General features: G+C 71.0%; 21 protein-coding genes. 11 read left to right on the top strand and 10 right to left on the bottom strand.

Annotation, left to right across the window (positions count from 1 at the left end):
- Positions 1 to 4 precede the first annotated feature (4 nt).
- Genes OC490_RS16610 through OC490_RS16630 form a run of 5 tightly spaced genes read right to left on the bottom strand, consistent with a single transcriptional unit; the run spans position 5 to position 4,174 of the window.
- Positions 5 to 529, bottom strand: a complete 525-nt coding sequence (locus OC490_RS16610) for a DoxX family protein (protein WP_262058715.1) — start codon at positions 527 to 529, stop codon at positions 5 to 7.
- The gene (locus tag OC490_RS16615; protein ID WP_262058716.1) at positions 526 to 1,437 is read right to left on the bottom strand and encodes an SDR family NAD(P)-dependent oxidoreductase; all 912 of its coding nucleotides are present in this window, start codon (positions 1,435 to 1,437) and stop codon (positions 526 to 528) included. The genes OC490_RS16610 and OC490_RS16615 overlap by 4 nt, the downstream gene beginning before the upstream one ends.
- Before the next feature lie 3 nt (positions 1,438 to 1,440).
- Positions 1,441 to 2,607: a CaiB/BaiF CoA transferase family protein gene (locus OC490_RS16620; RefSeq protein WP_262058717.1), complete on the bottom strand. Its 1,167-nt coding sequence runs from the start codon at positions 2,605 to 2,607 to the stop codon at positions 1,441 to 1,443.
- Between the two features lie 30 nt (positions 2,608 to 2,637).
- Complete coding sequence (locus OC490_RS16625; protein WP_262058718.1) at positions 2,638 to 3,417, bottom strand: enoyl-CoA hydratase/isomerase family protein; 780 nt, start codon at positions 3,415 to 3,417, stop codon at positions 2,638 to 2,640.
- Between the two features lies 1 nt (position 3,418).
- On the bottom strand, positions 3,419 to 4,174 hold the full coding sequence (locus tag OC490_RS16630) for an SDR family NAD(P)-dependent oxidoreductase (protein WP_262058719.1): 756 nt from the start codon (positions 4,172 to 4,174) through the stop codon (positions 3,419 to 3,421).
- A gap of 85 nt (positions 4,175 to 4,259) precedes the next feature.
- Between OC490_RS16630 and OC490_RS16635 the strand changes: the two genes are divergently transcribed.
- The 5 genes from OC490_RS16635 (at position 4,260) to OC490_RS16655 (ending at position 9,408) form a co-directional block, all read left to right on the top strand.
- Positions 4,260 to 5,402, top strand: coding sequence for an acyl-CoA dehydrogenase family protein (locus OC490_RS16635; protein WP_262058720.1), 1,143 nt, complete (start codon positions 4,260 to 4,262; stop codon positions 5,400 to 5,402).
- A 113-nt stretch (positions 5,403 to 5,515) separates the two neighbouring features.
- Entirely contained in the window at positions 5,516 to 7,090 is a 1,575-nt protein-coding gene (locus tag OC490_RS16640; RefSeq protein WP_262058721.1) for an AMP-binding protein, read from the top strand.
- Between the two features lie 4 nt (positions 7,091 to 7,094).
- Positions 7,095 to 8,246 (top strand): thiolase family protein, encoded by a 1,152-nt coding sequence (locus tag OC490_RS16645; protein WP_262058722.1) that lies wholly within the window; start codon positions 7,095 to 7,097, stop codon positions 8,244 to 8,246.
- The gene (locus OC490_RS16650) at positions 8,243 to 8,644 is read left to right on the top strand and encodes a Zn-ribbon domain-containing OB-fold protein (RefSeq protein WP_262058723.1); all 402 of its coding nucleotides are present in this window, start codon (positions 8,243 to 8,245) and stop codon (positions 8,642 to 8,644) included. Before OC490_RS16645 ends, OC490_RS16650 begins: the two co-directional genes overlap by 4 nt.
- A 5-nt stretch (positions 8,645 to 8,649) precedes the next feature.
- A complete protein-coding gene (locus OC490_RS16655; RefSeq protein WP_262058724.1) occupies positions 8,650 to 9,408 on the top strand; it encodes a FadR/GntR family transcriptional regulator in 759 nt (252 codons plus the stop codon).
- A gap of 7 nt (positions 9,409 to 9,415) precedes the next feature.
- On the opposite strand, the gene OC490_RS16660 is transcribed toward OC490_RS16655, so the two are convergent.
- Genes OC490_RS16660 through OC490_RS16670 form a run of 3 tightly spaced genes read right to left on the bottom strand, consistent with a single transcriptional unit; the run spans position 9,416 to position 12,383 of the window.
- The gene (locus OC490_RS16660) at positions 9,416 to 10,438 is read right to left on the bottom strand and encodes an LLM class F420-dependent oxidoreductase (protein WP_262058725.1); all 1,023 of its coding nucleotides are present in this window, start codon (positions 10,436 to 10,438) and stop codon (positions 9,416 to 9,418) included.
- Positions 10,435 to 11,577, bottom strand: coding sequence for an acyl-CoA dehydrogenase family protein (locus OC490_RS16665; RefSeq protein WP_262058726.1), 1,143 nt, complete (start codon positions 11,575 to 11,577; stop codon positions 10,435 to 10,437). Before OC490_RS16665 ends, OC490_RS16660 begins: the two co-directional genes overlap by 4 nt.
- Before the next feature lie 5 nt (positions 11,578 to 11,582).
- Complete coding sequence (locus OC490_RS16670) at positions 11,583 to 12,383, bottom strand: enoyl-CoA hydratase/isomerase family protein (RefSeq protein ID WP_262058727.1); 801 nt, start codon at positions 12,381 to 12,383, stop codon at positions 11,583 to 11,585.
- Positions 12,384 to 12,473: 90 nt separating this feature from the next.
- Here OC490_RS16670 and OC490_RS16675 point away from each other — a divergent pair, with 90 nt between their 5' ends.
- Both OC490_RS16675 and OC490_RS16680 read left to right on the top strand, forming a co-directional pair.
- The gene (locus OC490_RS16675; RefSeq protein ID WP_262058728.1) at positions 12,474 to 13,340 is read left to right on the top strand and encodes a crotonase/enoyl-CoA hydratase family protein; all 867 of its coding nucleotides are present in this window, start codon (positions 12,474 to 12,476) and stop codon (positions 13,338 to 13,340) included.
- Between the two features lie 324 nt (positions 13,341 to 13,664).
- Positions 13,665 to 15,074: a glycoside hydrolase family 1 protein gene (locus tag OC490_RS16680; RefSeq protein WP_262058729.1), complete on the top strand. Its 1,410-nt coding sequence runs from the start codon at positions 13,665 to 13,667 to the stop codon at positions 15,072 to 15,074.
- On the opposite strand, the gene OC490_RS16685 is transcribed toward OC490_RS16680, so the two are convergent.
- Positions 15,053 to 15,556 (bottom strand): MaoC family dehydratase, encoded by a 504-nt coding sequence (locus OC490_RS16685; RefSeq protein WP_262058730.1) that lies wholly within the window; start codon positions 15,554 to 15,556, stop codon positions 15,053 to 15,055. The two genes, OC490_RS16680 and OC490_RS16685, sit on opposite strands and share 22 nt — an antisense overlap.
- Before the next feature lie 25 nt (positions 15,557 to 15,581).
- Positions 15,582 to 16,403 carry an enoyl-CoA hydratase/isomerase family protein gene (locus OC490_RS16690; protein WP_033278467.1) on the bottom strand — a complete coding sequence of 274 codons (822 nt, stop codon included), beginning with the start codon at positions 16,401 to 16,403 and terminating at the stop codon, positions 15,582 to 15,584.
- A gap of 107 nt (positions 16,404 to 16,510) precedes the next feature.
- Between OC490_RS16690 and OC490_RS16695 the strand changes: the two genes are divergently transcribed.
- Genes OC490_RS16695 through OC490_RS16710 form a run of 4 tightly spaced genes read left to right on the top strand, consistent with a single transcriptional unit; the run spans position 16,511 to position 20,094 of the window.
- On the top strand, positions 16,511 to 17,632 hold the full coding sequence (locus OC490_RS16695) for an acyl-CoA dehydrogenase family protein (protein ID WP_262058731.1): 1,122 nt from the start codon (positions 16,511 to 16,513) through the stop codon (positions 17,630 to 17,632).
- A 19-nt stretch (positions 17,633 to 17,651) separates the two neighbouring features.
- Positions 17,652 to 18,830: an acyl-CoA dehydrogenase family protein gene (locus tag OC490_RS16700; RefSeq protein ID WP_262058732.1), complete on the top strand. Its 1,179-nt coding sequence runs from the start codon at positions 17,652 to 17,654 to the stop codon at positions 18,828 to 18,830.
- Positions 18,827 to 19,339, top strand: a complete 513-nt coding sequence (locus OC490_RS16705) for a nuclear transport factor 2 family protein (protein ID WP_262058733.1) — start codon at positions 18,827 to 18,829, stop codon at positions 19,337 to 19,339. Before OC490_RS16700 ends, OC490_RS16705 begins: the two co-directional genes overlap by 4 nt.
- A complete protein-coding gene (locus OC490_RS16710) occupies positions 19,339 to 20,094 on the top strand; it encodes an SDR family NAD(P)-dependent oxidoreductase (protein ID WP_262058734.1) in 756 nt (251 codons plus the stop codon). The genes OC490_RS16705 and OC490_RS16710 overlap by 1 nt, the downstream gene beginning before the upstream one ends.
- Position 20,095 lies beyond the last annotated feature (1 nt).

Genomic DNA, 20,095 nt, shown 5'->3' on the forward strand with positions numbered 1-20,095 from the left:
GGCTTCAGTTATCTGCTTCTGCTTCGTCCGGCTTCCGCGTCGGCCGGTAGCACACGGCCAGCAGTGCGGCGGCGCTGGCCGTACCGACTCCCAGGGCCAGCAACGCGGGCCCCGCGCCCGCGCGTTGGCGGCGCAGCACCCCGTCCAGCGAGTACCTGCCGGAGCCCAGTGCCGCCAGGGCGACGGCCGCTCCGCCCACGACACCGACGTACTCCCAGCCGCCCTTGAAGACGAAGAAACCCTTGCCCCGATGGTCGGTCCGGGCCGCCACGGTCATCAGACCGACGGCTGCCGCCGCCGGGAGCGGGTTGGCCGCGCCGAGCGCGATCCCCACGCCGGCCGCCATCTCCGTTCCGGCGGCCATACGGGCGTGCATCTCGGCGGGCCGCAGTCCGAGCGACTCGAACCAGCCCGTCGTGCCCTTGAGCCCGCCCGGCCCGGCGACCTTGTTCCAGCCGTGCGCGAAGAGCATCGGGCCGATCGTCGCGCGCAGGACGAGCGCGGCGACGTCATGGCCCGGCGCCCTCACTGGCCGACTCCGGTGGCCCGTCCCGCGGGGGCGACACCGTACAACTGCGGTACGGCGTCCACGAGTTCGTCGTAGGTGAGCGCCTGTCCCGAGGCGCTGGGGTGGACGCCGGCGACGGTCCAGCCCTGGAGCCGGTTCAGCCGGTTGCCCTCTATGCGGAGGACCTGGCCGGTCAGCCAGGCCGCGCTGTCGGAGGCCAGGTAGACGACGACGCCCGAGGCGTTGGCGGGATCGCGCGGATCGAAGCCGTCGACGGCTTCCAGCGATGCGCCGACGGCCAGGCCGTCCGTCATCCGTGTGGCCGCGATCGGTGAGATGGCGTTGGCGGTGACGCCGTACTTGCGCATCTCCAGGGCGGTGAGGACGGTGAGCCCGGCGATGCCGGCCTTCGCGGCACCGTAGTTGGACTGCCCCTGGTTGCCGAACAGACCTGTCCCCGACGTCGTGTTGATGACGCGGCCGGTGACGTGCTCACCCCGCTTCGACGCCTCGCGCCAGTACGCGCACGCGTGCCGGGTGAGCGCGAAGGTGCCCTTGAGATGGACCGCGATCACGGCGTCGAACTCGGCCTCGGTCATCGAGAACAGCATGCGGTCGCGCACGATCCCCGCGTTGTTCACGACGATGTCCAGGCGCCCGAACTCCGCGACCGTGTCCGCGACCATGGTCTCGGTCGCCGCCCAGTCCGTCACCGACGCGTGGTTGGCGACCGCCTGCCCACCGAGCTTGGTGATCTCGGCGACGACCTCGTCGGCGGGGGAGTCGCCGGTGCTCTCTCCGTGCACGCCGGAGCCGAGGTCGTTCACCACCACGGTCGCGCCGGCCTCGGCCAGCGCCAGGCAGTGCGCCCGGCCAAGCCCCCGTCCACCGCCGGTCACGACGGCGACCTTGTCGTCAAGGATGCCCACCTGCTACCTCCCGGGTATGTCGAGTTCGCGGAGCACTTCGTCGGTGTGCTCGCCGAGTGTCGGCGCGCCGCCGCGCGGTTTGTCGTCAACGCCCCAGAAACTGACGGGTGTTGCCACGGTCCGCAGCGGTGGCGCGTCACCCATTCCGGGCTGCTCGACGAACGCCCCCACGGCTTCGGCCTGCGGATCGGCCGCGACCTCCGCGAGTGTCTGCACCGGCGCCCACCACACGCCCTCGGCGTCGAACCGCTGCGCCCACTCGTCGAGTGGTCGCCTCGCGAACTCCGTGTCGAACTCGGCGATCAGTTCGCGTACATGGCCACGCCGTGCCTTGCCGGTCGCGAACCGCTCGTCCGTCTCCAGGTCCGGGCGGTCTAGCGCCTTGACGACACCGGGCCAGTGCCGGTTGCCCTCCAGGCCGACCAGCCAGAACCAGCGGTCGTCGGCGGCCCGGTAGGAGTTGTAGAGCGGGGACTCGTGCTCGGTGCGGTGCCGGGTACGGCCGCGCCGTCCGAAGAAGTTCTGCAGGGCCAGGTCATTGCCGTTGGCGTACGTGCCGGACCGCAGCAGCGATACGTCCACCACGCCGCCCTCGCCGGTGCGTTCGCGGCGCAGCAGCGCGGCCAGCACACCGGCGACCAGGTTGGCCGCGGCCGTACGGTCACCAAGTCCCGGGCGGATGCCGGGCGGAGGCTCACCGGCCGGGTTGAGCATGGCGGCGATGCCGGGCCGCGCCCAGAAGGCGGAGACGTCGTAACCGGCGCGGTCGCGCTCCGCGCCCGTCCAGCCGTAGCCCGTCAACGTGCCGACGACCAGGCGGGGATGGCGCGCGCGCAACTCGTCCGGAGCGAGGCCCAGGCGTTCAAGCGCGCCGGGGCGGAGGTTGGTGACGAAGACGTCGGCGCGCTCCAACAGCCGCTCCAGTACTCCCTTGCCGTCGTCGGAGCGCAGGTCGAGGACGATCCCGCGCTTGCCGCGGTTGTCGGTCTCGAACGGGGGCGCGCTGTCGATGTCCTGGCCGACGTGCCGGAGCGTGTAGCGGTTGGGATCGCCGGTCGGCGCCTCCACCTTCACCACGTCCGCGCCCCAGTCCGCGAGCATGGTGGCCGCGGCCGGAGCCGCCACCCACATGCCCAGCTCGACGACCGAAATGCCCTCCAGTGGCCGCACAACCCACCTCCCTGTCTGTCGGTACGCCTGCTAGATGCCGCGGAAGTCGCCGGGGCGGCGGTCCCGGAAGGCCTTCAGTCCCTCGACCCGGTCCTCGGTGGTGAAGAGCACCGAGACGGTCTCGCGCTCGTACGAGATCGCCGCCTCCAGGTCCATCCCGAGGCCGTAGTCGATCAGCCGCTTTCCTGCCGCCAGAGCCAGCGGGGCCCCGGCCGTCAGCCCGGCGGCGAGTGCCTCGGCGACGCCCAACGCCTCACCGGGCTCGGCGAGTTCGTTGACCAGCCCGAGCGCGTGGGCCCGCTGTGCGTCGATCGGTTCGCCGGTGAGGATCATCTGTTTGGCGATAGCGGGCGGGATCAGACGCGGCAGGCGCTGTGTGCCGCCCGCGCCCGGCAGTACGCCGAGCTTCATCTCGGGCAGGCCGAGCCGCGCGCCCCGCTCCGCGACCCGCAGGTCGCAGGCGAGCGCGAGTTCGAGACCGCCGCCGAAGGCGAACCCGTGGACGGCCGCGACCGAGGGCTTGGGGAAGTCCTCCAACAGCGCGTACGCGTCGGTGAGTCGCTGGACGAAGGAATGGAACTGCCGGGGTGCCGTGAACGACTCGATCTCACCGATGTCGGCCCCGGCCGAGAAGGCCCGGCCCGCTCCGGCCACGACGAGGGCGCGTACGTCGTCGTTGTCGCGCAGCTCGTTCAGCGCCCGGGTGAGCCGGTCCACGGTCCCGGAGCCGATCGCGTTGAGCTGCCCCGGCCGGTCGAGGGTCAACACGGCGATTCTGTCCCGGAGTTCGACACGCAGCACGGTGTCCACCTCAGACCATCGTGAGTCCGCCGCTGACCGAGAGCGTCTGCCCGGTCATGTAGGCGGCGTCGTCGGACGCGAGGAAGGCCACCACACCGGCGATGTCGGCGGGCTGGGCGACGCGGCGCAGCGGGATCGCCCGCACGGTCGCGTCGTACATCTTCTGGCTGTACTCGGCGACCTGCCCCAGCAGCGCGGTGTCGGTGGGCCCCGGGCAGACGCTGTTCACGGTGATGCCGTGCCGGGCCACCTCGCGGGCGAGGGCCTTGCCGAAGGCGATGACGCCGCCCTTCGTCGCGGAGTACACGACCTCGCCGGAGGAGCCGACCCGGCCGGCGTCCGAGGCGATGTGGACGATCCGGCCGCCGCCCCGCTCGATCATCGGGTCGAGGACGGCCCGGGTCATCGTGATCGTCCCGCGCAGATTGACGGCGATGATCCGGTCCCAGACCTCCTCGGCGCTGTCCACGAACCGGCCGATCACATCGACGGCCGCGTTGTTCACCAGGACGTCCACCGGGCCGAGTTCGACCGTCACGCGGTCCAGGGCCGTACGTACGGCCGAGCTGTCGGAGATGTCCGCGCCGACTCCCGTCGCGCGCACGCCGTACCGCTCCGCGAGCAGGCCCGCGACCTTGCCGGCCGCCTCCGCGTCGAGATCGCAGACGGCGACCGCGGCTCCCTGAGCGGCGAGCCGGTCGGCGATCGCTTCGCCGATACCGCGGCCCGCTCCGGTGACGAGTGCCACCTTGTCCCGTACGCTCACGCGCCCTCCCTCGCCCGGCTGCCGATACAGCGCTATCGTATAACTACTTCAGCTAAATAAGCGAGATGCCTGAGCGGAGTAGAGCATGCGCCGAACGATCTTCACCGAGGAGCACGAGCTGTTCCGGGAGACCGCCCGCTCCTACTACCTGCGGGAATGCGCTCCGTACGCCGAGCAGTGGGAGCGGGACGGCCAGGTGAGCCGGGCCGCGTGGGTGGCGGCGGGCAAGGCCGGACTCATCGGCTGGCAGTTCCCGGAGGAGTACGGCGGCCAGGGGATCCGGGACTTCCGGTACAACGCCATCATGGCCGAGGAGATGGCGGCCACCAGCTCGGTCGGCATCGGGCTCGGGCTGCAGAACGACGTCATCCCGCCCTATCTGGCACATCTCACCACCCCTGAGCAGAGGGCCCGTTGGCTGCCCGGAGTGATCAGTGGCGAGACGATCTGCGCGCTCGCGCTGTCCGAGCCGGCCGCCGGCTCCGACCTCAAGGCCATCCGTACCACCGCCCGCCGCGACGGCGACGAGTGGGTGATCGACGGCTCCAAGACCTTCATCACCAACGGCATCCTGGCCGACCTGGTAGTCGTCGCCTGCAAGACCGATCCCGGCGCCGGGCACAGGGGCATCAGCCTGATCGTCGTCGAGCGGGATGCGGAGGGCTTCGAGCGCGGGCGCAAGCTCGACAAGGTCGGGATGAAGGCGCAGGACACCGCCGAACTCTTCTTCCGCGAGGTCCGCGTCCCCGCCGAGAACCTCATCGGGCAGGAGAACCGCGGTTTCTACCACATGATGGGCAACCTCCCCACCGAGCGCCTCGCCATCGCCGTCTCCTCACTGGCGGCGGCCGAGCGGGCGTACGAACTGGCGCTGGACTACGCCAAGACCCGTACGGCATTCGGGCAGCCGATCGGGGAGTTCCAGGCGAACCGGTTCGCCCTCGCCGACATCAAGGCCAAGCTGGGCGCCGCCCGCGTCTATGTCGACGGCTGCATCATGGCGCTGTTCCAGGGCGAGTTGACGGCCGAGGAGGCCGCGGCGGCCAAGTACTGGACCTCGGAGACCGGCTGGCAGGTCATCGACCGCTGTATGCAGCTGTTCGGCGGCTACGGCTACGTCAACGAGTACGAGATCGCCCGGATCTGGCGCGACAGCCGCGTGCAGCGGGTGTTCGGCGGGACCTCGGAGATCATGCTGGAGATCATCGGGCGCTCGCTGGGGCTGTGACATCGGGTGCACTCATTGACTACCTTGGATAAATAGGTTAGCTATTTAACCTGGATGAGTGCACCGCCGCTTCCGACTTCCGACCCCTTCCGAATGCCCTTGGAGTCAAGAGCATGCATTCCGCCCGCCGCCTGACGTTCGGCGACATCATCCGTGAGCACCGCAGGTCCTTCCCCGACGGCATCGCCCTTGTCGACGGCGAAGTCCGGCTGACCTGGCCGGAGTTGGACGAGCGCACCAACCGCCTCGCCAACGCACTCACCGTCGCCGGTGTCGGCTCCGGCGACCGTGTCCTCTGGCTGGGACAGAACTCCTTCCGCATCTGGGAACTGCTCGGCGCCGCCGCGAAGATCGGCGCCATGGTCTGTCCCGGCTACTGGCGCTGGGCCGCCCCCGAAATGGCCTTCGCCGTCGAGGACTTCGACCCCCGGGTGGTGATCTGGCAGGACGAGGAGATCGGCGACACGGTCGGCAAGGCGCGGGCCGAACTGGGCAGCGGCCACCGGGCGTTGTGGCTGCGCCACGACACCGACGGTCCAGGCTCCTACGAGTCGTTCCTGGCCTCCGGTTCGGCAGAGGACCCGGCCGTCGACGTCGACCCGGACTCCGCGCTCCTGGTCATCTACACCGCGGCGATCTCCGGACGCCAGTCCGGCTCGATGCTCTCGCACCGCAACCTCCTCGCCATGGGCGCGAGCGCCGCCTGGATGGGGGACATCGGCACGGAGACCGCCTTCCTCGGCGCAGGACCGATGTTCCACATCGGCAACTACCAGTTCTGGGGCGTTCCGGCCTTCGTGCACGGTGGCAAGAACGTCGTCGTCCGCCGGGTCGTCGCCGAGGAACTGCTCCCGCTGCTGGCGGCGGAGCGGTGCACGCACGCGTACCTCATGCCCCCGACGATCGCCCAACTCGTCGCCCTCAACCGGGAAGCGGGCCACGACCTCTCGCACCTCCGGGCCAGCGTCGCCGCCCCCCTCTGGCAGGGCACGGTCCCCACCGACACCAGCCGCTTCACGCGCAACGGCGGCGGCGAGGGCCGCGGCTACGGCCAGACCGAGGTGACCGGCTTCGCCGTGACCGGCGCCTACGGCGGCACCGGGACCGGCAACGCGGGACGCCCCGGCCCCTTCACCGCCGTACGCGTCCTGGACGGCACCGGCAAGGAGTGCGAGGTCGGCCGGGCCGGCGAGATCTGCGTCCGCGGCGACCTCGTGCACCTCGGGTACTGGAACCGGCCCGAGATCAACGAGGAGCGTTTCCGCTTCGGTTGGTGGCACACCACCGACCTCGGCCGGCGCGAGGCCGACGGCACGATCAGCTTCCTCGGCACCACGACCCGCATGCTGAAGTCGGCGGCCGAGAACATCTTCCCGGCCGAGGTCGAGAACTGCATCGAATCCCACCCGGCGGTGAAGGAGGCGGCCGTGATCGGCGTCCCGAACGAGCGGTGGGCGCAGGACGTCAAAGCCGTCGTCGTCCTCCACCCGGACGCCGAACCGGTCACGGCGGCGGACGTCATCGAGCACTGCCGGGCGCGGATCGCCTCGTACAAGAAGCCGAAGACGGTGGAGTTCGTCGAGGCGCTGCCGCGGACCAAGGACTTCGCCAAGGACTACGAGGCGCTCGACGAGCGCTTCGGCGGGGGCGGCTATCCCGGCGGCGACACGCTCGGCGCGGGGAGGTGACCCGGTGAACGACCGCCAACCCGTAGTCGTCGGCGTGCACGCCACCGAGCAGGCCCTGTCCCTCCCGCACCGCGACGCGATGGGCCTCGCCCTCGAAGCGGTGCGCGGCGCGATCGAGGACGCCGGGCTGACCCCGGCGGACGTCGACGGCGCCCAGGTCGACTGGCCCGGCCCGGGCGGTGTACCCGGCGAGGGCAGCTCCTGGGCGCGGATGCTCGGCCGGGACCTGCGCTGGACCAGCGACTCGATGCTCGACAACGCGGGCTCGCGGGGCCTGCTGAAAGCGGCGGCGGCCGTACGGGCGGGGTTCGCCGACACCGTCGTGGTCGGCGGCTGCAAGCTGGTCTCGCGCGGCGCGGGGCCTGTCGGCGCCGGAGTCCCGCTGGAGTTCGCCGACGTCTGGGGCAGCTATGTCGTCGCCCAGTTCGCGCTGGTGGCGGCCCGGCACATGCACCAGTACGGGACGACCGCCCGCCAGCTCGCGGAGGTCGCCGCCACCGTCCGCAACAACGGCTCCACCAACCCGGAGGCGATGATGTACAGCCGTGGCCCGTACACCGCCGACGACGTGCTCGCCTCCCGCATGGTGGCCACCCCCTTCCACCTGCTGGACTGCTGCATCGTCGGCGAGGGCGGCGCCGCCCTCGTGGTGACCACCGCCGAGCGGGCCCGGGACCTGCCCCACCCGCCCGTCGCCGTGCTCGGCGGCGGCATGGAGTACCACCAGGCCGCGTACGCCAACCCCGCCCTGTACCGCGAGGTCGGACAGCTCGGCAAGGACGCGGCCGACCGCGCCTACGCCATGGCCGGCGTGAGCCCGCACGACGTGGACGTCTTCTCCCTCTACGACCCCAACTCCTTCGAGATCATCCGGCAGTTGGAGATCCTCGGACTGTGCGGCGAGGGCGAGGGAGGCCCCCTGGCCGCCAGCGGCGCCATCGCCGTCGGCGGCAAGCACCCCGTCAATCCCGACGGCGGCTGCCTGGCGTACGCGTGGAACGGAACCCAGCAGATGACCCTCAAAGTCGTCGAGGCCGTACGGCAGTTGCGCGGCACCGCCGTCCACCAGGTCGAGGGCGCGGAGCTGGCGGTCGTCGGCAACGCCGGCTCCGGCGCGCAGCACTACGAGATGAGCGTGCTGGGGAGGACACGATGAGCCGCCCCGTGCCCGTCCCCACGCCGCTGTCCCAGCCGTTCTGGGACGCGGCCCGGCGCGGTGACCTGGTCGTCCCGCACTGTCCGGCCTGCGGGCTGCGCTTCTTCGTGCCCGAACCCGCCTGTCCCGGCTGCATGTCGGCCGACTGGCGGTACGTGCCCAGCGCCGGCCGGGGCACCGTCTACTCCGTGACCGTGGTCCACCGCGCACCCGGCCCCGGCTTCGGGACACCGTTCGCGCTGGCCGTGATCGACCTGGACGAGGGCGGCACCCTGCTGTCCCACGTCGACGCGGGCGACCCGGACGACGTGACCATCGGCATGCGGGTGCGCGTGGACTTCCGGCCTCTCACCGACGAGATCACCCTGCCGTACTTCGTGCCGGTCCCAGGCGACTGAAGGAGATGGATGCCGTGGCGAACACGCCGGTGAGGGTCCCCAAGATGGCTGAGCTGGTGGCGGCACAGCTGCGCCGCAAGATCGTGCGCGGGGAACTGGCCGAGGGGGAGGCGCTGCCCGCGGAGACGGCCCTGATGGCGGAGTTCGCCGTCTCCCGGCCGACCCTGCGCGAGGCGTTCCGGGTACTGGAGTCGGAGTCGCTGATCAGCGTGCGCCGAGGCGCCCGGGGCGGGGCACGGGTGCAGGTCCCGGAGGGCACCGTCGCGGCTCGCTATGCGGGGGTGGTTCTCGAGTACCGCGGCACGACCCTCAAGGACGTCTACGACGCCCGTACGGTCATCGAGGCGCCCTGCGCCGGACTGCTGGCCCAGCGCCGCACCGACCGGGACCTGGAGCGGCTGCGGGCCTCCGTCGCCGAGGCCGAGGGACTCATGGACGACCCCTCGGCCTTCATCCGCGCCCACATGGAGTTCCACGCCCTCGTCGTCGAACTCGCCGGCAACGAGACGCTGAGCGTCCTCAACGGCATGGTCCGGCACATCATCGACCAGGCGAACTGGTCCCACGTCGACCTCGACGCCGGCAGCCCCGAGAACATCCGGGCCAACCGCCGGGGCTTCCGTGCCCACGGCGCCCTCGTCGAACTGGTCGCCGGACGCCGGACCGAGACCGCGGAGGAGCTGTGGCGCCTCCATCTCCAGGAGGCCGAGGACTATCTGCTGCAGAGCAGGTCCATGACGACGGTCCTGGACCTGCTCGGCTGACGTACCGTCAACTCCCGTGCAGCTCCTGCACGATTGGCTCCCACACCTCCGCGTCGATCTCGTACGCGGTGTAGAAGGACACCCGGTCGACCAGACTCCCGTACCGGCGCCCGATCTCGCCCGCCACCCGCTCCGGCTCCGCGACGACCGCGAAGGTGTTCAGCACCTCGTCGTCGACGAGCCCGCCCATCGCCTCCCACTTGTCCTCGCGGGACGACTTCGACAACGTGTTCAGCTCGTCGCCGAGTTCGCCCCAGCCGTGCAGTTCCAGGACTCCGCGATAGGCGGGTGTGCTGCCGTAGAAGGCGATCTGGCGGCGGGTGCCGTCGATCGCGCGGGCCAGTTCCTCCTCGGTGCGGCCGGTGGCGGTGAGTAGGAGATGGGAGACGGAGAAGTCGTCGCGTGAGCGGCCGGACCGTTCGAGGCCCGACTCGACGGTCGGGAGGGTGACTTCCCGCAGGTACCGCTCGGTGGTGAAGCCGTGCGCCAGGAGCCCGTCGGCGACCTCGCCCGCCACCCGGGTCATCGCCTCCCCGACCGCCGCTACGAAGACCTTGGGGGCGCCGCCGGGAGCGGGCGGGGGAGAGAAGAAGGGGGACATGAGCGTGTGGGTGTAGAAGTCGCCGTGGAAGTCGAGTTTCTCGCCCTCGTTCCAGGCGGCCCAGATGGCGCGCAGCGCGCTCACGTACTCCCGCATACGGGCGGCGGGACGGCTCCACGGCATCGCGAAGCGCCGTTCGATGTGAGGTTTGATCTGGCTGCCGAGTCCGAGGGAGAAGCGCCCGCCGGAGTAGGCCTGCAAGTCGTGTGCGGTGTAGGCGAGTTGCATGGGGGAGCGGGCGAACGCCACCGCGATCGCCGTGCCCACCTCCAATCGGTCGGTGTGCTCGGCCGCGAGCAGCAGCGGCAGGAACGGGTCGTGTTTCGACTCCGAGGCCCACAGGCCGTCGTAGCCCGCCTTCTCGTGGTGCAGGGCCTCCGCCACGACCTCCGCGGTACCCCACACGCTGAGCTTTCCGTCGACCTTCATGCCGTTCCCTCCGCTGTGACCGCGTCCAGCCCGATGCGCCGCGCGAGCAGTTCGCGGTGGAACGCCGGGTCCCCGAACAGGAGTTGTGATGTCTTGGCCCGCTTCAGATACAGGTGGGCCGGGTGCTCCCACGTGAAGCCGATGCCGCCGTGGACCTGGATGTTCTGCTCCGTCGCCTGCAGACAGGCGTCGGAGCAGAACGCCTTGGCCAGGCTCGCCACCGCGGGCAGGTCCGGGTCCTCGTCCGCTGCCGCGAGCAGCGCGAAGTGCGCGGCGGCACGCGCCGATTCCACTTCGAGCAGCACGTCGGCGAGCAGGTGCTTCACGGCCTGGAAGGAGCCGATGGGCCGTCCGAACTGGTGCCGTACCTTGGCGTACTCCACCGCCATGTCCAGCGCGCGGGAGGCCACCCCGACCTGCTCGGCGGCGAGCGCCACCGCGGCCCGGTCGAGCACCTGTGAGACGAGGTCCCAGCCGTCGCCTAGCGCACGCAGCCTGGTCGCCGGTACGTCGTCGTAGTCGAGGCGGGCCTGCCGACGGGTGGGGTCCATCGTGGGGAGGGGAGTGCGGGTCAGTCCGGTCGCGTCGCCTTCCACCCAGAAGACGTCGATGCCGTCGTCGGTCCGGGCGACGGTGAGGACGACGTCGGCGGTGGCACCGTCCAGGACGAACATCTTGTGTCCGGTCAGCAGCCAACGCCCGTCCGATTCGCGGGCGTTGAGCTGAATCCCCGTTGCGTCCCAGCGGGCCGAGTCCTCGGTCAGGGCCAGTGTCCCGACCAGTTCACCGGAGGCGAGCCCCGGCAGCAGACGCTTGCGGGCGTCCTCGTCGTCGCAACGCGTCAGGGTGGTCGTCGCCAGCACGGCCGAGGAGAGGAAGGGCGTGCACACCAGCGCCCGGCCCAACTCCTCCATCACCACGCCCACTTCGACCGGTCCGCACCCGGCACCGCCGTACTCCTCGGGGACGGCCAGCCCCTGCAGGCCGAGTTCCGTCCCCATCCGGCGCCACAGCGCACGGTCGAAGCCCTCCGGCGTCTCCATCAGCCGCCGCGTCTCGGTCTCGGGCGAGGTGTCCGCGAGGAACGCCCGTACGGTGCGCCGCAGTTCGTCCTGCTCGTCACTGAAGGCGAAGTCCATGCCGCTCAGCGCTCCGCACCGGCTCGGCGTCGCCCGCGTGAGGCGATGATCTGCTCCACCGCGGCAATGTGGTCCGGGTCGTGCATGCTGTCCCGTTCGGCGAGCAGTGCCGGCTCCAGTACGGCGGCCATGGCCTGTTCCAGATGCAGGTTCACCGCCCGCTTGGTACCGCGCAGCGCCTGAGCGGGCAGGGCGGCCAGCCGCCCCGCCAGGTCCATGGCCTCGTCCAGGAGCTTGTCCTTCGGTACGACGCGGTTGGCGACGCCGAGCCGGACCGCCTCCTCGGCGCTCATCCGCTCGCCCAGGAACAGGAGTTCCTTCGCGCGGGTCAGACCGACGAGCAGGGGCAGGACGAGCGCACCGCCGTCGCCCGCGACGAGACCGACCTGGACGTGCGGGTCGGCCACATAGGCGTCGTCCGCGATCAGAACGAGATCGCTCAGCAGGGCCAGGCTGCAACCGAGGCCCACGGCAGGGCCGTTGACCGCCGCGATGACCGGCAGTGGGCAGCGGACCAGGCCGGTGATGATCCGCCGGGCCTCGTCGACGTTCTGCTGCCGGAAGGCGGGGTCGCGCTGGACCCGGGTCATGATGTCGAAGTTGCCGCCCGCGCTGAACGCCCTTCCCCGGCCGGTGAGCACGACCACCCGCGCCTCGGGGTCGTCGGCGACGGTGTCCCAGACCGACGCGAGGCCGGAGTGCAACTCCTCGCTCATCGCGTTGAGTTGGTCCGGCCGGTTCAGCTCGATCAGCCGGACCGGCCCGAGGGCCGTCACCACCAGATCCGTCATCTCCACCGCCACCATCCAGGAACAGTTCAGTAGAGTTGAATGCTATAACTAATTGAGCTTAATGAGAACCAGGTCGCGGAGTGACGAGCCCGACGGAGGAGACGCATGCCGGAGCAGGAGTACGAGACCGTGCGGACCGAGGTGGCGGACCGGATCCTCACCGTCACGCTCAACCGGCCCGAGAGGTTGAACGCCTTCAACCCGCAGATGATGGGCGACCTCCTCGACGTCCTCGACGCGGCCGACGCCGACGACGACGTACGAGTGATCGTGGTGACCGGGGCCGGGCGCGGCTTCTGCGCGGGCGCGGACGTCAGCTCCGGCGGCTCGTCCTTCGACCATCGCCGGGCGGGTGCCTGGCACCGGGACACCGGTGGCCGGGTCGCGCTGCGGATCTTCTCCAGCACCAAGCCGGTCATCGCGGCGGTCAACGGTCCCGCGGCCGGCGTCGGGGCCAGTATGACCCTGCCCATGGACATCCGGCTGGCCTCGACCTCGGCGAAGTTCGGCTTCGTGTTCGCGCGCCGGGGCATCGTGCCGGAGTCCGCGGCGAGCTGGTTCCTGCCCCGGGCCGTGGGGATGCAACGGGCCATGGAATGGGTGGCCACCGGCCGTGTCTTCGGCCCCGACGAGGCCCTGTCGGCCGGGCTGGTCCGCTCCGTCCACCCGCCGGAGGAGCTGCTGCCCGCGGCATACGAACTCGCCCGTGAGATCGCCGAGAACACCTCGGCGATCTCGGTCGCCCTCTCCCGCCAGATGATGTGGCGGATGCTCGGCGAGCCCCACCCGATGACCGCGCACCGCCTCGACTCGCGGATCATGAGCCAGATCGGCGGCGGCCCCGACCCGGTGGAGGGCGTCGAGTCGTTCCTCGCCAAGCGACCGCCCGAGTTCCCGGGCCGGGTAAGCAAGGACATGCCGGCGGTCTACCCCTGGTGGCTGGAGGAGGAGTTCCGGCCCATGGTGGAGTAGGAGTCCGGCATGCCCTGCCGGGAGCCGAGTGGCCGGTGCCCGCTGCGGACCGCTTGTCACCCGGGCCCTCGATGTACGACCGCGGACCGGATCATGGCCGAAACGCCACTCGGCCCCGCCCTCCACGACGACCAGGAGACCATCGGCGCGGGCCTCGCACACGGTCACCGTAATGGTCACGCCCTCGGCGGCCTGCGGATCGTCGACTGTTGACGGACCGATGAGATCTGTCCGAAACATTGTCGTCGTATCCCTGAAGTGTTAGCGTCCGGACGGCGGGCATTCAGTTGAATGCGTTAGCTATTCCGCCCCGGGACGGTGACCATGAGCGATGGTTTCCTGCACAAGTCTTTCCACGGTGTCGACTGGGGAGTCGCCACCGCGGACGCCATCGCGGCCCCGCCGCCGCCCGTGCCGGAGCGCACAGGGCACTTCCGGCAGTGGACCGACGACATCCGGCAGCTGGTCGGCGTCACGCCCGACACGCATCGGATGGTCGCCGGATGGCCGCTCCTCCAGCCCGACGGCCCCGGCAGCTGGGACCACGCGGCCCTGGACCGCTGCGACCGCGAACTCGACTCCCTGCTCGCCCTCGGCCTGCGCCCCTGTCTCACCCTGTTCGACCGGTCGCTGCCGCCCTGGCTGGAGGACTCCGGGGGCTGGCTGGAGCGCGACACCGCCGAGCACTTCGCCGCCTACGCCGCCGAGCTGGGCCGCCGCTACGGCGACCGTGTCACCCGCTGGATCACCTCGACCGACCTGGCCGGCCCCACTCTCGCCGACCACGTGGCCGGGATGTACACACCGGGCCGGGGCATCGGCCGCGCGGGCCTGCCCGCCGTCCACCACATCCTGCTCGCCAACGGACTCGCCACCCGCGCGCTCCGTGCCGCCGGTGTGAGCGGCCGGATCGGGACCACGGTCACCCTCGTCGGTGGTTACCCGGCCACCGAGGACCCCTTCGACAGGCTCGCCCTGGACCGCCTGCTGAGCTGGACCAACCGCCTCTTCCTCGACCCCGTGCTGCTCGGCGAGCACATGGTGACCGAGGACGACGTCTCACCGATCGAGGACACCGACTGCGTACGCCTCGGGGACCTGGACGTCATCGCCACCCCGCAGGACCTGCTCGGACTGTCCTGGCACACCCCGTTCCGCGTCACCGCACCCGAGAACCTCGCCCGCGCGCTGCCGGCCGACAAGTGCCAGAGCAGGCTCAACGAGGTCAACCGCCTCCTCGTCGGCCTGGGCTTCGCGGTCGTCCCCTTCGACGACGTGGAGACGACGGCGTACGGCTGGCCCGTCCTCCCCGAGGGCCTGGCCGACGCCGTCGCGGACCTTCACGACCTCTACGGCGACCTGCTGCCGCCGCTGTCCGTCGTCGACAACGGCATGGGCGACCTGGACCTCGTCGACGAGACCGGCCACAGCGACGAAGCCCGCCGCCGGTCCCTGCTGCGCGCCAGGCTGTCCTGGCTGGGCCGGGTCATCGAGCGCGGCGTGGACGTGTGCGGCTACGAGTACTGGTCGGTGCTCGACAACCTGGAGGCGAAGTTCCGCTACACCCGCCTCTATGCCATGGCCGTCCCCGACCACGAGCCGCCGCCGCGCCCGCCGATGCCGTCGGACTGGCTGCGGGCCGGAGCCTTCGCCGGCCCTGAGACACCAGGTCCGGCGGCCGGGCTGACCCTGGTTCCGCCCGGCCCCCGGGATCAGCGCGTCGGAGCCCCGTAGTCCCTGCCACGGATCAGCCGCACCGGCGTGTAGACGAGCACGTCCTCGTCCCGCTGGTTGCGTACGGTGATCCGGCTCGTCACCACGCCCCGGCCGGGCTTGCTCGACGGCCGGCAGCCGGTGGTCTCCACGACGGCGTACAGCGTGTCGCCGACGTACACCGGGCCCTGCACGGTCAGTTCCATGTGCAGAAAGGCAAGGCCCGTGCCGTGCAGCACGTTCGTCTGCAGGACGAGTCCCTCGGCGATGCAGTACGTCAGCGCGCCCGGGACCAGCCGCCCGGTGTAGCCGCCGTCGGCCGCGTGCGAGGCGTCCCAGAAGAGCGGCTCGTTGAAGCCGCCCCAGGTGACGAAGTTGATGAGATCGGTCTCGGTGACCGTGCGGCGGGCGGTACGGAACACCTGCCCGACCGGCATCTCCTCGTAGGTCAACCCCCTTACCAGCGGGGGGATTTCGGTGGCGGTGGTGGGCTCTGCCGTCATCGCGTGCTCCTCGTGCGTCCGTGGGTCACAGGTCGATCGGGTGCTTGCCGCCCACGCCCTCGAAGTCCGGGGCGCGCTTCTCGCGGTGCGCGGCGAGTCCCTCGACGACCTCGTGCCCGCCGAACCCGAAGAACTCCAGCCCCAGCGAGGCCTCGAAGAGCGGCTGGGCCGTGCGGTACCAGTGGTTGAGGGACCGCTTGGTCCAGCTCAGCGCGCTGGCGGGCCCGGCGGCCAGCAGGGTCGCGACCCGCAGCCCCTCGGCGTGCACGTCCTCGTCGTCCACGCACTTCGACACCAGGCCGATCCGCTCGGCCTCCTCGCCGGTCAGCGCCTCGCAGGTCAGCAGGTAGTACTTGGCCTTGGCCATCCCGCACAGCAGCGGCCAGCAGATCGCCGCGTGATCACCGGCCGCCACCCCGAGCCGGGTGTGCCCGTCGACGATCTTCGCCCGGCGTCCGGCGATCGAGATGTCCGCCAGCATGCCGACGACCAGCCCCGCGCCGACCGCCGGGCCGTGGATCGCGGAGACCACGGGCTTCGAGCAGTTGATCACCCCGTAGACCATGTCGCGCGCCTCCCGCATCGTCCGGGCGCGCACGGCGTAGTCCTCGGTCATGGCCTCGATGGAGTCGAAGGTCCCACCGGCCGAGAACGCCTTGCCGGCCCCCTGGACCAGCACCGCGCGGGTCTCCTCGTCCCGGTCGATGACGGGCCAGACGTCGGCCAGTTCCCCGTGCATGCGCGGATCCACGGCGTTGAGGTTCGGCGCGTCGAGCACGATGCGCAGCACACCGGGCGCGGGCCGCTCGAAGGTCAGGCTCGTGAACGGGGCGTAGGGATCGGTCACGTCGCGCTCCTGGTGCAATCGGTGCGGATACTATAATTATCTAACTGTATCGAGAGGCAGGCGGCAAGCGTCCGGTACACGGCCGCACCGAGGACGGGAAGCTCGGCATGGATCTCACCTTCAGCGAGGAACAGGACGAACTGCGCACGGTCGTACGATCGTTCCTCACCCGGCACGCCACGGAGGCCGACGTGCGCCGCCTGGCCGCCGACCCGCACGGACACGACCCGTGGATCTGGCGGCGGATGGCCACGGAGATCGGACTGCAGGGACTCGCCGTACCGGAGGCGTACGGCGGCTCCGGCTTCGGCTACGTCGATCTCGGCGTCGTCTTCGAGGAGGCGGGCCGCGCCCTGCTGTGCGCCCCGTACTTCGCCACCGTGGCCCTGGCCGCCGAGGCGCTGCTGCGCTGCGACGACGAGGCCGCCCGCGCCGAACTCCTCCCGGGCATCGCCTCCGGCGAGACGGTGGCCACGCTCGCCCTCACGGAGGACGACGGACGCTGGGACGAGCCGGGCATCCACCTCAACGCCCGCGCCGGAGCGAGCGGTTGGCGGCTCACGGGCGTGAAGACCTACGTCCCCGACGGACACCTCGCCGACCTGCTCCTGGTCGCCGCGCGCACCCCCGCCGGCGTCAGCCTCTTCGCGGTCACGACCGCCGACGCCCCGGGCCTCACCCGCACCCCCCTCCCCACCCTCGACCAGACCCGCAAACAGGCCCGCATCGCCTTCACGGACACCCCCGCCCGTCTGCTGGGCACCGACGGCACGGCCTGGCCAGTGATCGAACGCACCCTCGCCACGGCCGCCGTCCTCCTGGCCGCCGAACAGGTCGGGGGAGCCGCCGCCGCCCTGGACGCGGCGGTTGGCTACGCCAAGATCCGCGAGCAGTACGGCCGTCCCATCGGCTCGTTTCAGGGCATCAAGCACAAGTGCGCCGACATGCTCGTGGAGATCGAGTCCGCCCGCTCGGCCGCGTACGCCGGACTGTGGGCCCTGGACGCCGGTGACGAGACGGAGATCGCCGTCGCGGCGGCCCTCGCCCAGGCCTTCTGCTCCGAGGCGTTCACCAAGGTGGCCGGAGACACCGTCCAGGTCCACGGCGGCATCGGCTTCACCTGGGAACACCCCGCGCACCTCTACCTCAAGCGGGCCAAGAGCTCCGAGGTGCTGCTCGGCACACCCGCGTACCACCGGGAGCTGCTCGCCGCCCGGCTCGGCATCTGACACCCCAGGAGAAACTGACATGGAAGTGGATTTCGGGCCCGCCGTACGCGACTTCCGCGACGAACTGCGGGACTGGTTCGCGGACCACCTCGTCGGGGAGTTCGCCGAGCACCGGGGCGTGGGCGGCCCCACCGACGGCGCGGCCTGGGACGTACGCCTCGCCTGGGACCGCGAACTGTCGGCCGGGAACTGGCTGGGCGTTGGCTGGCCGAAGGAGTACGGCGGACGCGGCCTCGGCCTCCTTGAGGAGATCGTCTTCGAGTACGAGTACGCCCGCGCGAACGCCCCCTACCGCGCCACCGTCAACGCCCTCGACCTGCTCGGCCCGATGCTCCTCGCGATGGGCGACGAGGCCCAGAAGAAGCGCTTCCTGCCACCGATCCTCGCCGTCGAGGAACTGTGGGGACAGGGCTTCAGCGAACCCGGCGCGGGCTCCGACCTGGCCTCCGTCCGCACCCGGGCCGAGCGCGACGGCGACCAGTGGGTGGTCAACGGACAGAAGGTGTGGACCTCGTTCGGCATCCACGCCGACTGGCTCTACGTCCTCACCCGCACCGACCCCGACTCCCGCCGCCACAAAGGCCTGACCCTGCTGCTCCTGCCCACCGACCAGCCCGGCGTGGAGATCCGGCCCATCCGCAACCTCGCCGGCCAGGACGAGTTCGCCGAGGTCTTCCTCTCCGACGCGCGCACCGGCGCGGACATGGCCGTCGGCGAGGTCGGTCAGGGCTGGCGCACCGCGATGGCCACCCTCGGCATCGAACGCGGCACCACCCTGCTGCCCCAGCAACTCGGCTTCGAGCGGGAGGCCGAGGCACTGATCGACCTGGCCCGCGAACGCGGCGCGCTCGACGACCCCATGCTGCGCCGCCGGATCCTGGACGCCTGGATCTCCGTACGCATCATGCGCACCACCAACCTGCGCACCCTCGCCGAACTGACCGCGGGCCGCACACCGGGCGCCCAGGCCACCACCGCGAAGCTCTACGCCTCGACCCGCCACCAGCAACTCGGCCACCTGGCCATGGAGTTGGCCGGACCCGCAGGACAGATCGTCGGCGAGGACTACGAACTCGACACCCGGCAGCGCTCGTTCCTGCTCTCCCTCGCGGAGACGATCTACGGCGGTTCCAGCGAGATCCAGCGCAACATCATCGGGGAGCAGGTCCTCGGTCTGCCCAAGGAGCCGCGGCCATGACCTCGATCGAGGACCGCCTCGACCGCATCGAGTCGCACCTGGCCATCCAGCAACTGCCCATCCGCTACGCCCTGGCCGTCGACTCCCGCGACCTCGACGCCTGGGTCGGCTGCTTCCGCCCCGACGTCGACATGGGGCGCCATGGCAGGGGACGGCAGGTCCTGCGGCAGCACATCGAGCCCCTTGTGCGCGGCTTCCACCGCTCGGTGCACCAACTCTGCGGCCACCGCATCGAGTTCACCGGCGGTGACACCGCGACCGGCGCGGTCTACTGCCGTGCCGAGCACGAGGTGGGGGACCGGTGGATCGTGATGGCGATCTGCTACTTCGACGACTACGCGCGCGTGGACGGCGACTGGTACTTCTCCCGGCGCCGCGAACAGCACTGGTACGCGGCCGACGTGACCGACCGCCCCCAGGCGGTCGGCTTCAACGGCTGGGAGGGCGCGGGAGATCCGGCACTGCCCGATGCCTTCCCCACCTGGACGGCCTTCTGGAAGGAGACGTGATGGCACGGTTGTCGGGCAGGACTGCATTGGTCACCGGCGGAGGACAGGGCGTGGGTCGGGGCATCGCCCTGGCGCTCGCGGCCGAGGGCGCGGCGGTTGTCATCACCGGCCGTACCGAGACGAAGCTGAAGGACACCGCGGGGGAGATCGCCGAGCGCGGCGGGCGGGCGTACACCGTCGTCGGGGACGTGGGCGAGCGGGACGACGTCGACCGGATGGTGGCCGAGACGGTACGGGAGTTCGGCGGCCTCGACGTGCTCGTCAACAACGCCCAGTCCTCGGTGCAGCGACGGCTGGAGAAGACGTCGTACGACGATGTCGAACTCACCTACCGCAGCGGGCCGTTGGCCGTCTTCCACGCGATGCAGGCCGCCCTGCCCCATCTGCGGGAGAGCCGGGGCAGTGTCGTCAACCTCGGTTCCTCGGCGGCGGTGCAGGGCGAGGCGACCTTCGCGGCGTACGCCATGGCCAAGGAGGCGATCCGCGGCTTGAGCCGGGTCGCCGCGCGGGAGTGGGGGCCGTACGGGATCCGCGTGAACGTCGTCTGCCCGGCCGCGCTCAGCCCGGCGGCGGAGGACTATCTGGCCGCGCATCCGGGCAAGGCGGAGGAACTGGCAAGGGAGATTCCGTTGGGGCGGCTCGGGGCCCCGGAGGCGGACATCGGCCGGGCGGTGGCCGCGCTGGTGAGCGACGACATGGCCTATCTGACCGGTGCGACGCTGATGTTGGAGGGCGGCCGGACTCTCATCGGGTGAA

Origin of the sequence: Streptomyces sp. STR69, assembly GCF_024519455.1 — a bacterium.
Classification (GTDB): domain Bacteria; phylum Actinomycetota; class Actinomycetes; order Streptomycetales; family Streptomycetaceae; genus Streptomyces.

Bases quoted from the DNA above. Each gene is read 5' to 3' on its own strand.
- OC490_RS16660 (WP_262058725.1), bottom strand. From the start codon at position 10,438: ATGAAGGTCGACGGAAAGCTCAGCGTGTGGGGTACCGCGGAGGTCGTG.
- OC490_RS16700 (WP_262058732.1), top strand. From the start codon at position 17,652: ATGGAAGTGGATTTCGGGCCCGCCGTACGCGACTTCCGCGACGAACTG.
- OC490_RS16675 (WP_262058728.1), top strand. From the start codon at position 12,474: ATGCCGGAGCAGGAGTACGAGACCGTGCGGACCGAGGTGGCGGACCGG.
- OC490_RS16710 (WP_262058734.1), top strand. From the start codon at position 19,339: ATGGCACGGTTGTCGGGCAGGACTGCATTGGTCACCGGCGGAGGACAG.
- OC490_RS16640 (WP_262058721.1), top strand. From the start codon at position 5,516: ATGCATTCCGCCCGCCGCCTGACGTTCGGCGACATCATCCGTGAGCAC.
- OC490_RS16650 (WP_262058723.1), top strand. From the start codon at position 8,243: ATGAGCCGCCCCGTGCCCGTCCCCACGCCGCTGTCCCAGCCGTTCTGG.
- OC490_RS16685 (WP_262058730.1), bottom strand. From the start codon at position 15,556: ATGACGGCAGAGCCCACCACCGCCACCGAAATCCCCCCGCTGGTAAGG.
- OC490_RS16670 (WP_262058727.1), bottom strand. From the start codon at position 12,383: ATGGTGGCGGTGGAGATGACGGATCTGGTGGTGACGGCCCTCGGGCCG.
- OC490_RS16665 (WP_262058726.1), bottom strand. From the start codon at position 11,577: ATGGACTTCGCCTTCAGTGACGAGCAGGACGAACTGCGGCGCACCGTA.
- OC490_RS16695 (WP_262058731.1), top strand. From the start codon at position 16,511: ATGGATCTCACCTTCAGCGAGGAACAGGACGAACTGCGCACGGTCGTA.
- OC490_RS16635 (WP_262058720.1), top strand. From the start codon at position 4,260: ATGCGCCGAACGATCTTCACCGAGGAGCACGAGCTGTTCCGGGAGACC.
- OC490_RS16680 (WP_262058729.1), top strand. From the start codon at position 13,665: ATGAGCGATGGTTTCCTGCACAAGTCTTTCCACGGTGTCGACTGGGGA.
- OC490_RS16705 (WP_262058733.1), top strand. From the start codon at position 18,827: ATGACCTCGATCGAGGACCGCCTCGACCGCATCGAGTCGCACCTGGCC.
- OC490_RS16655 (WP_262058724.1), top strand. From the start codon at position 8,650: ATGGATGCCGTGGCGAACACGCCGGTGAGGGTCCCCAAGATGGCTGAG.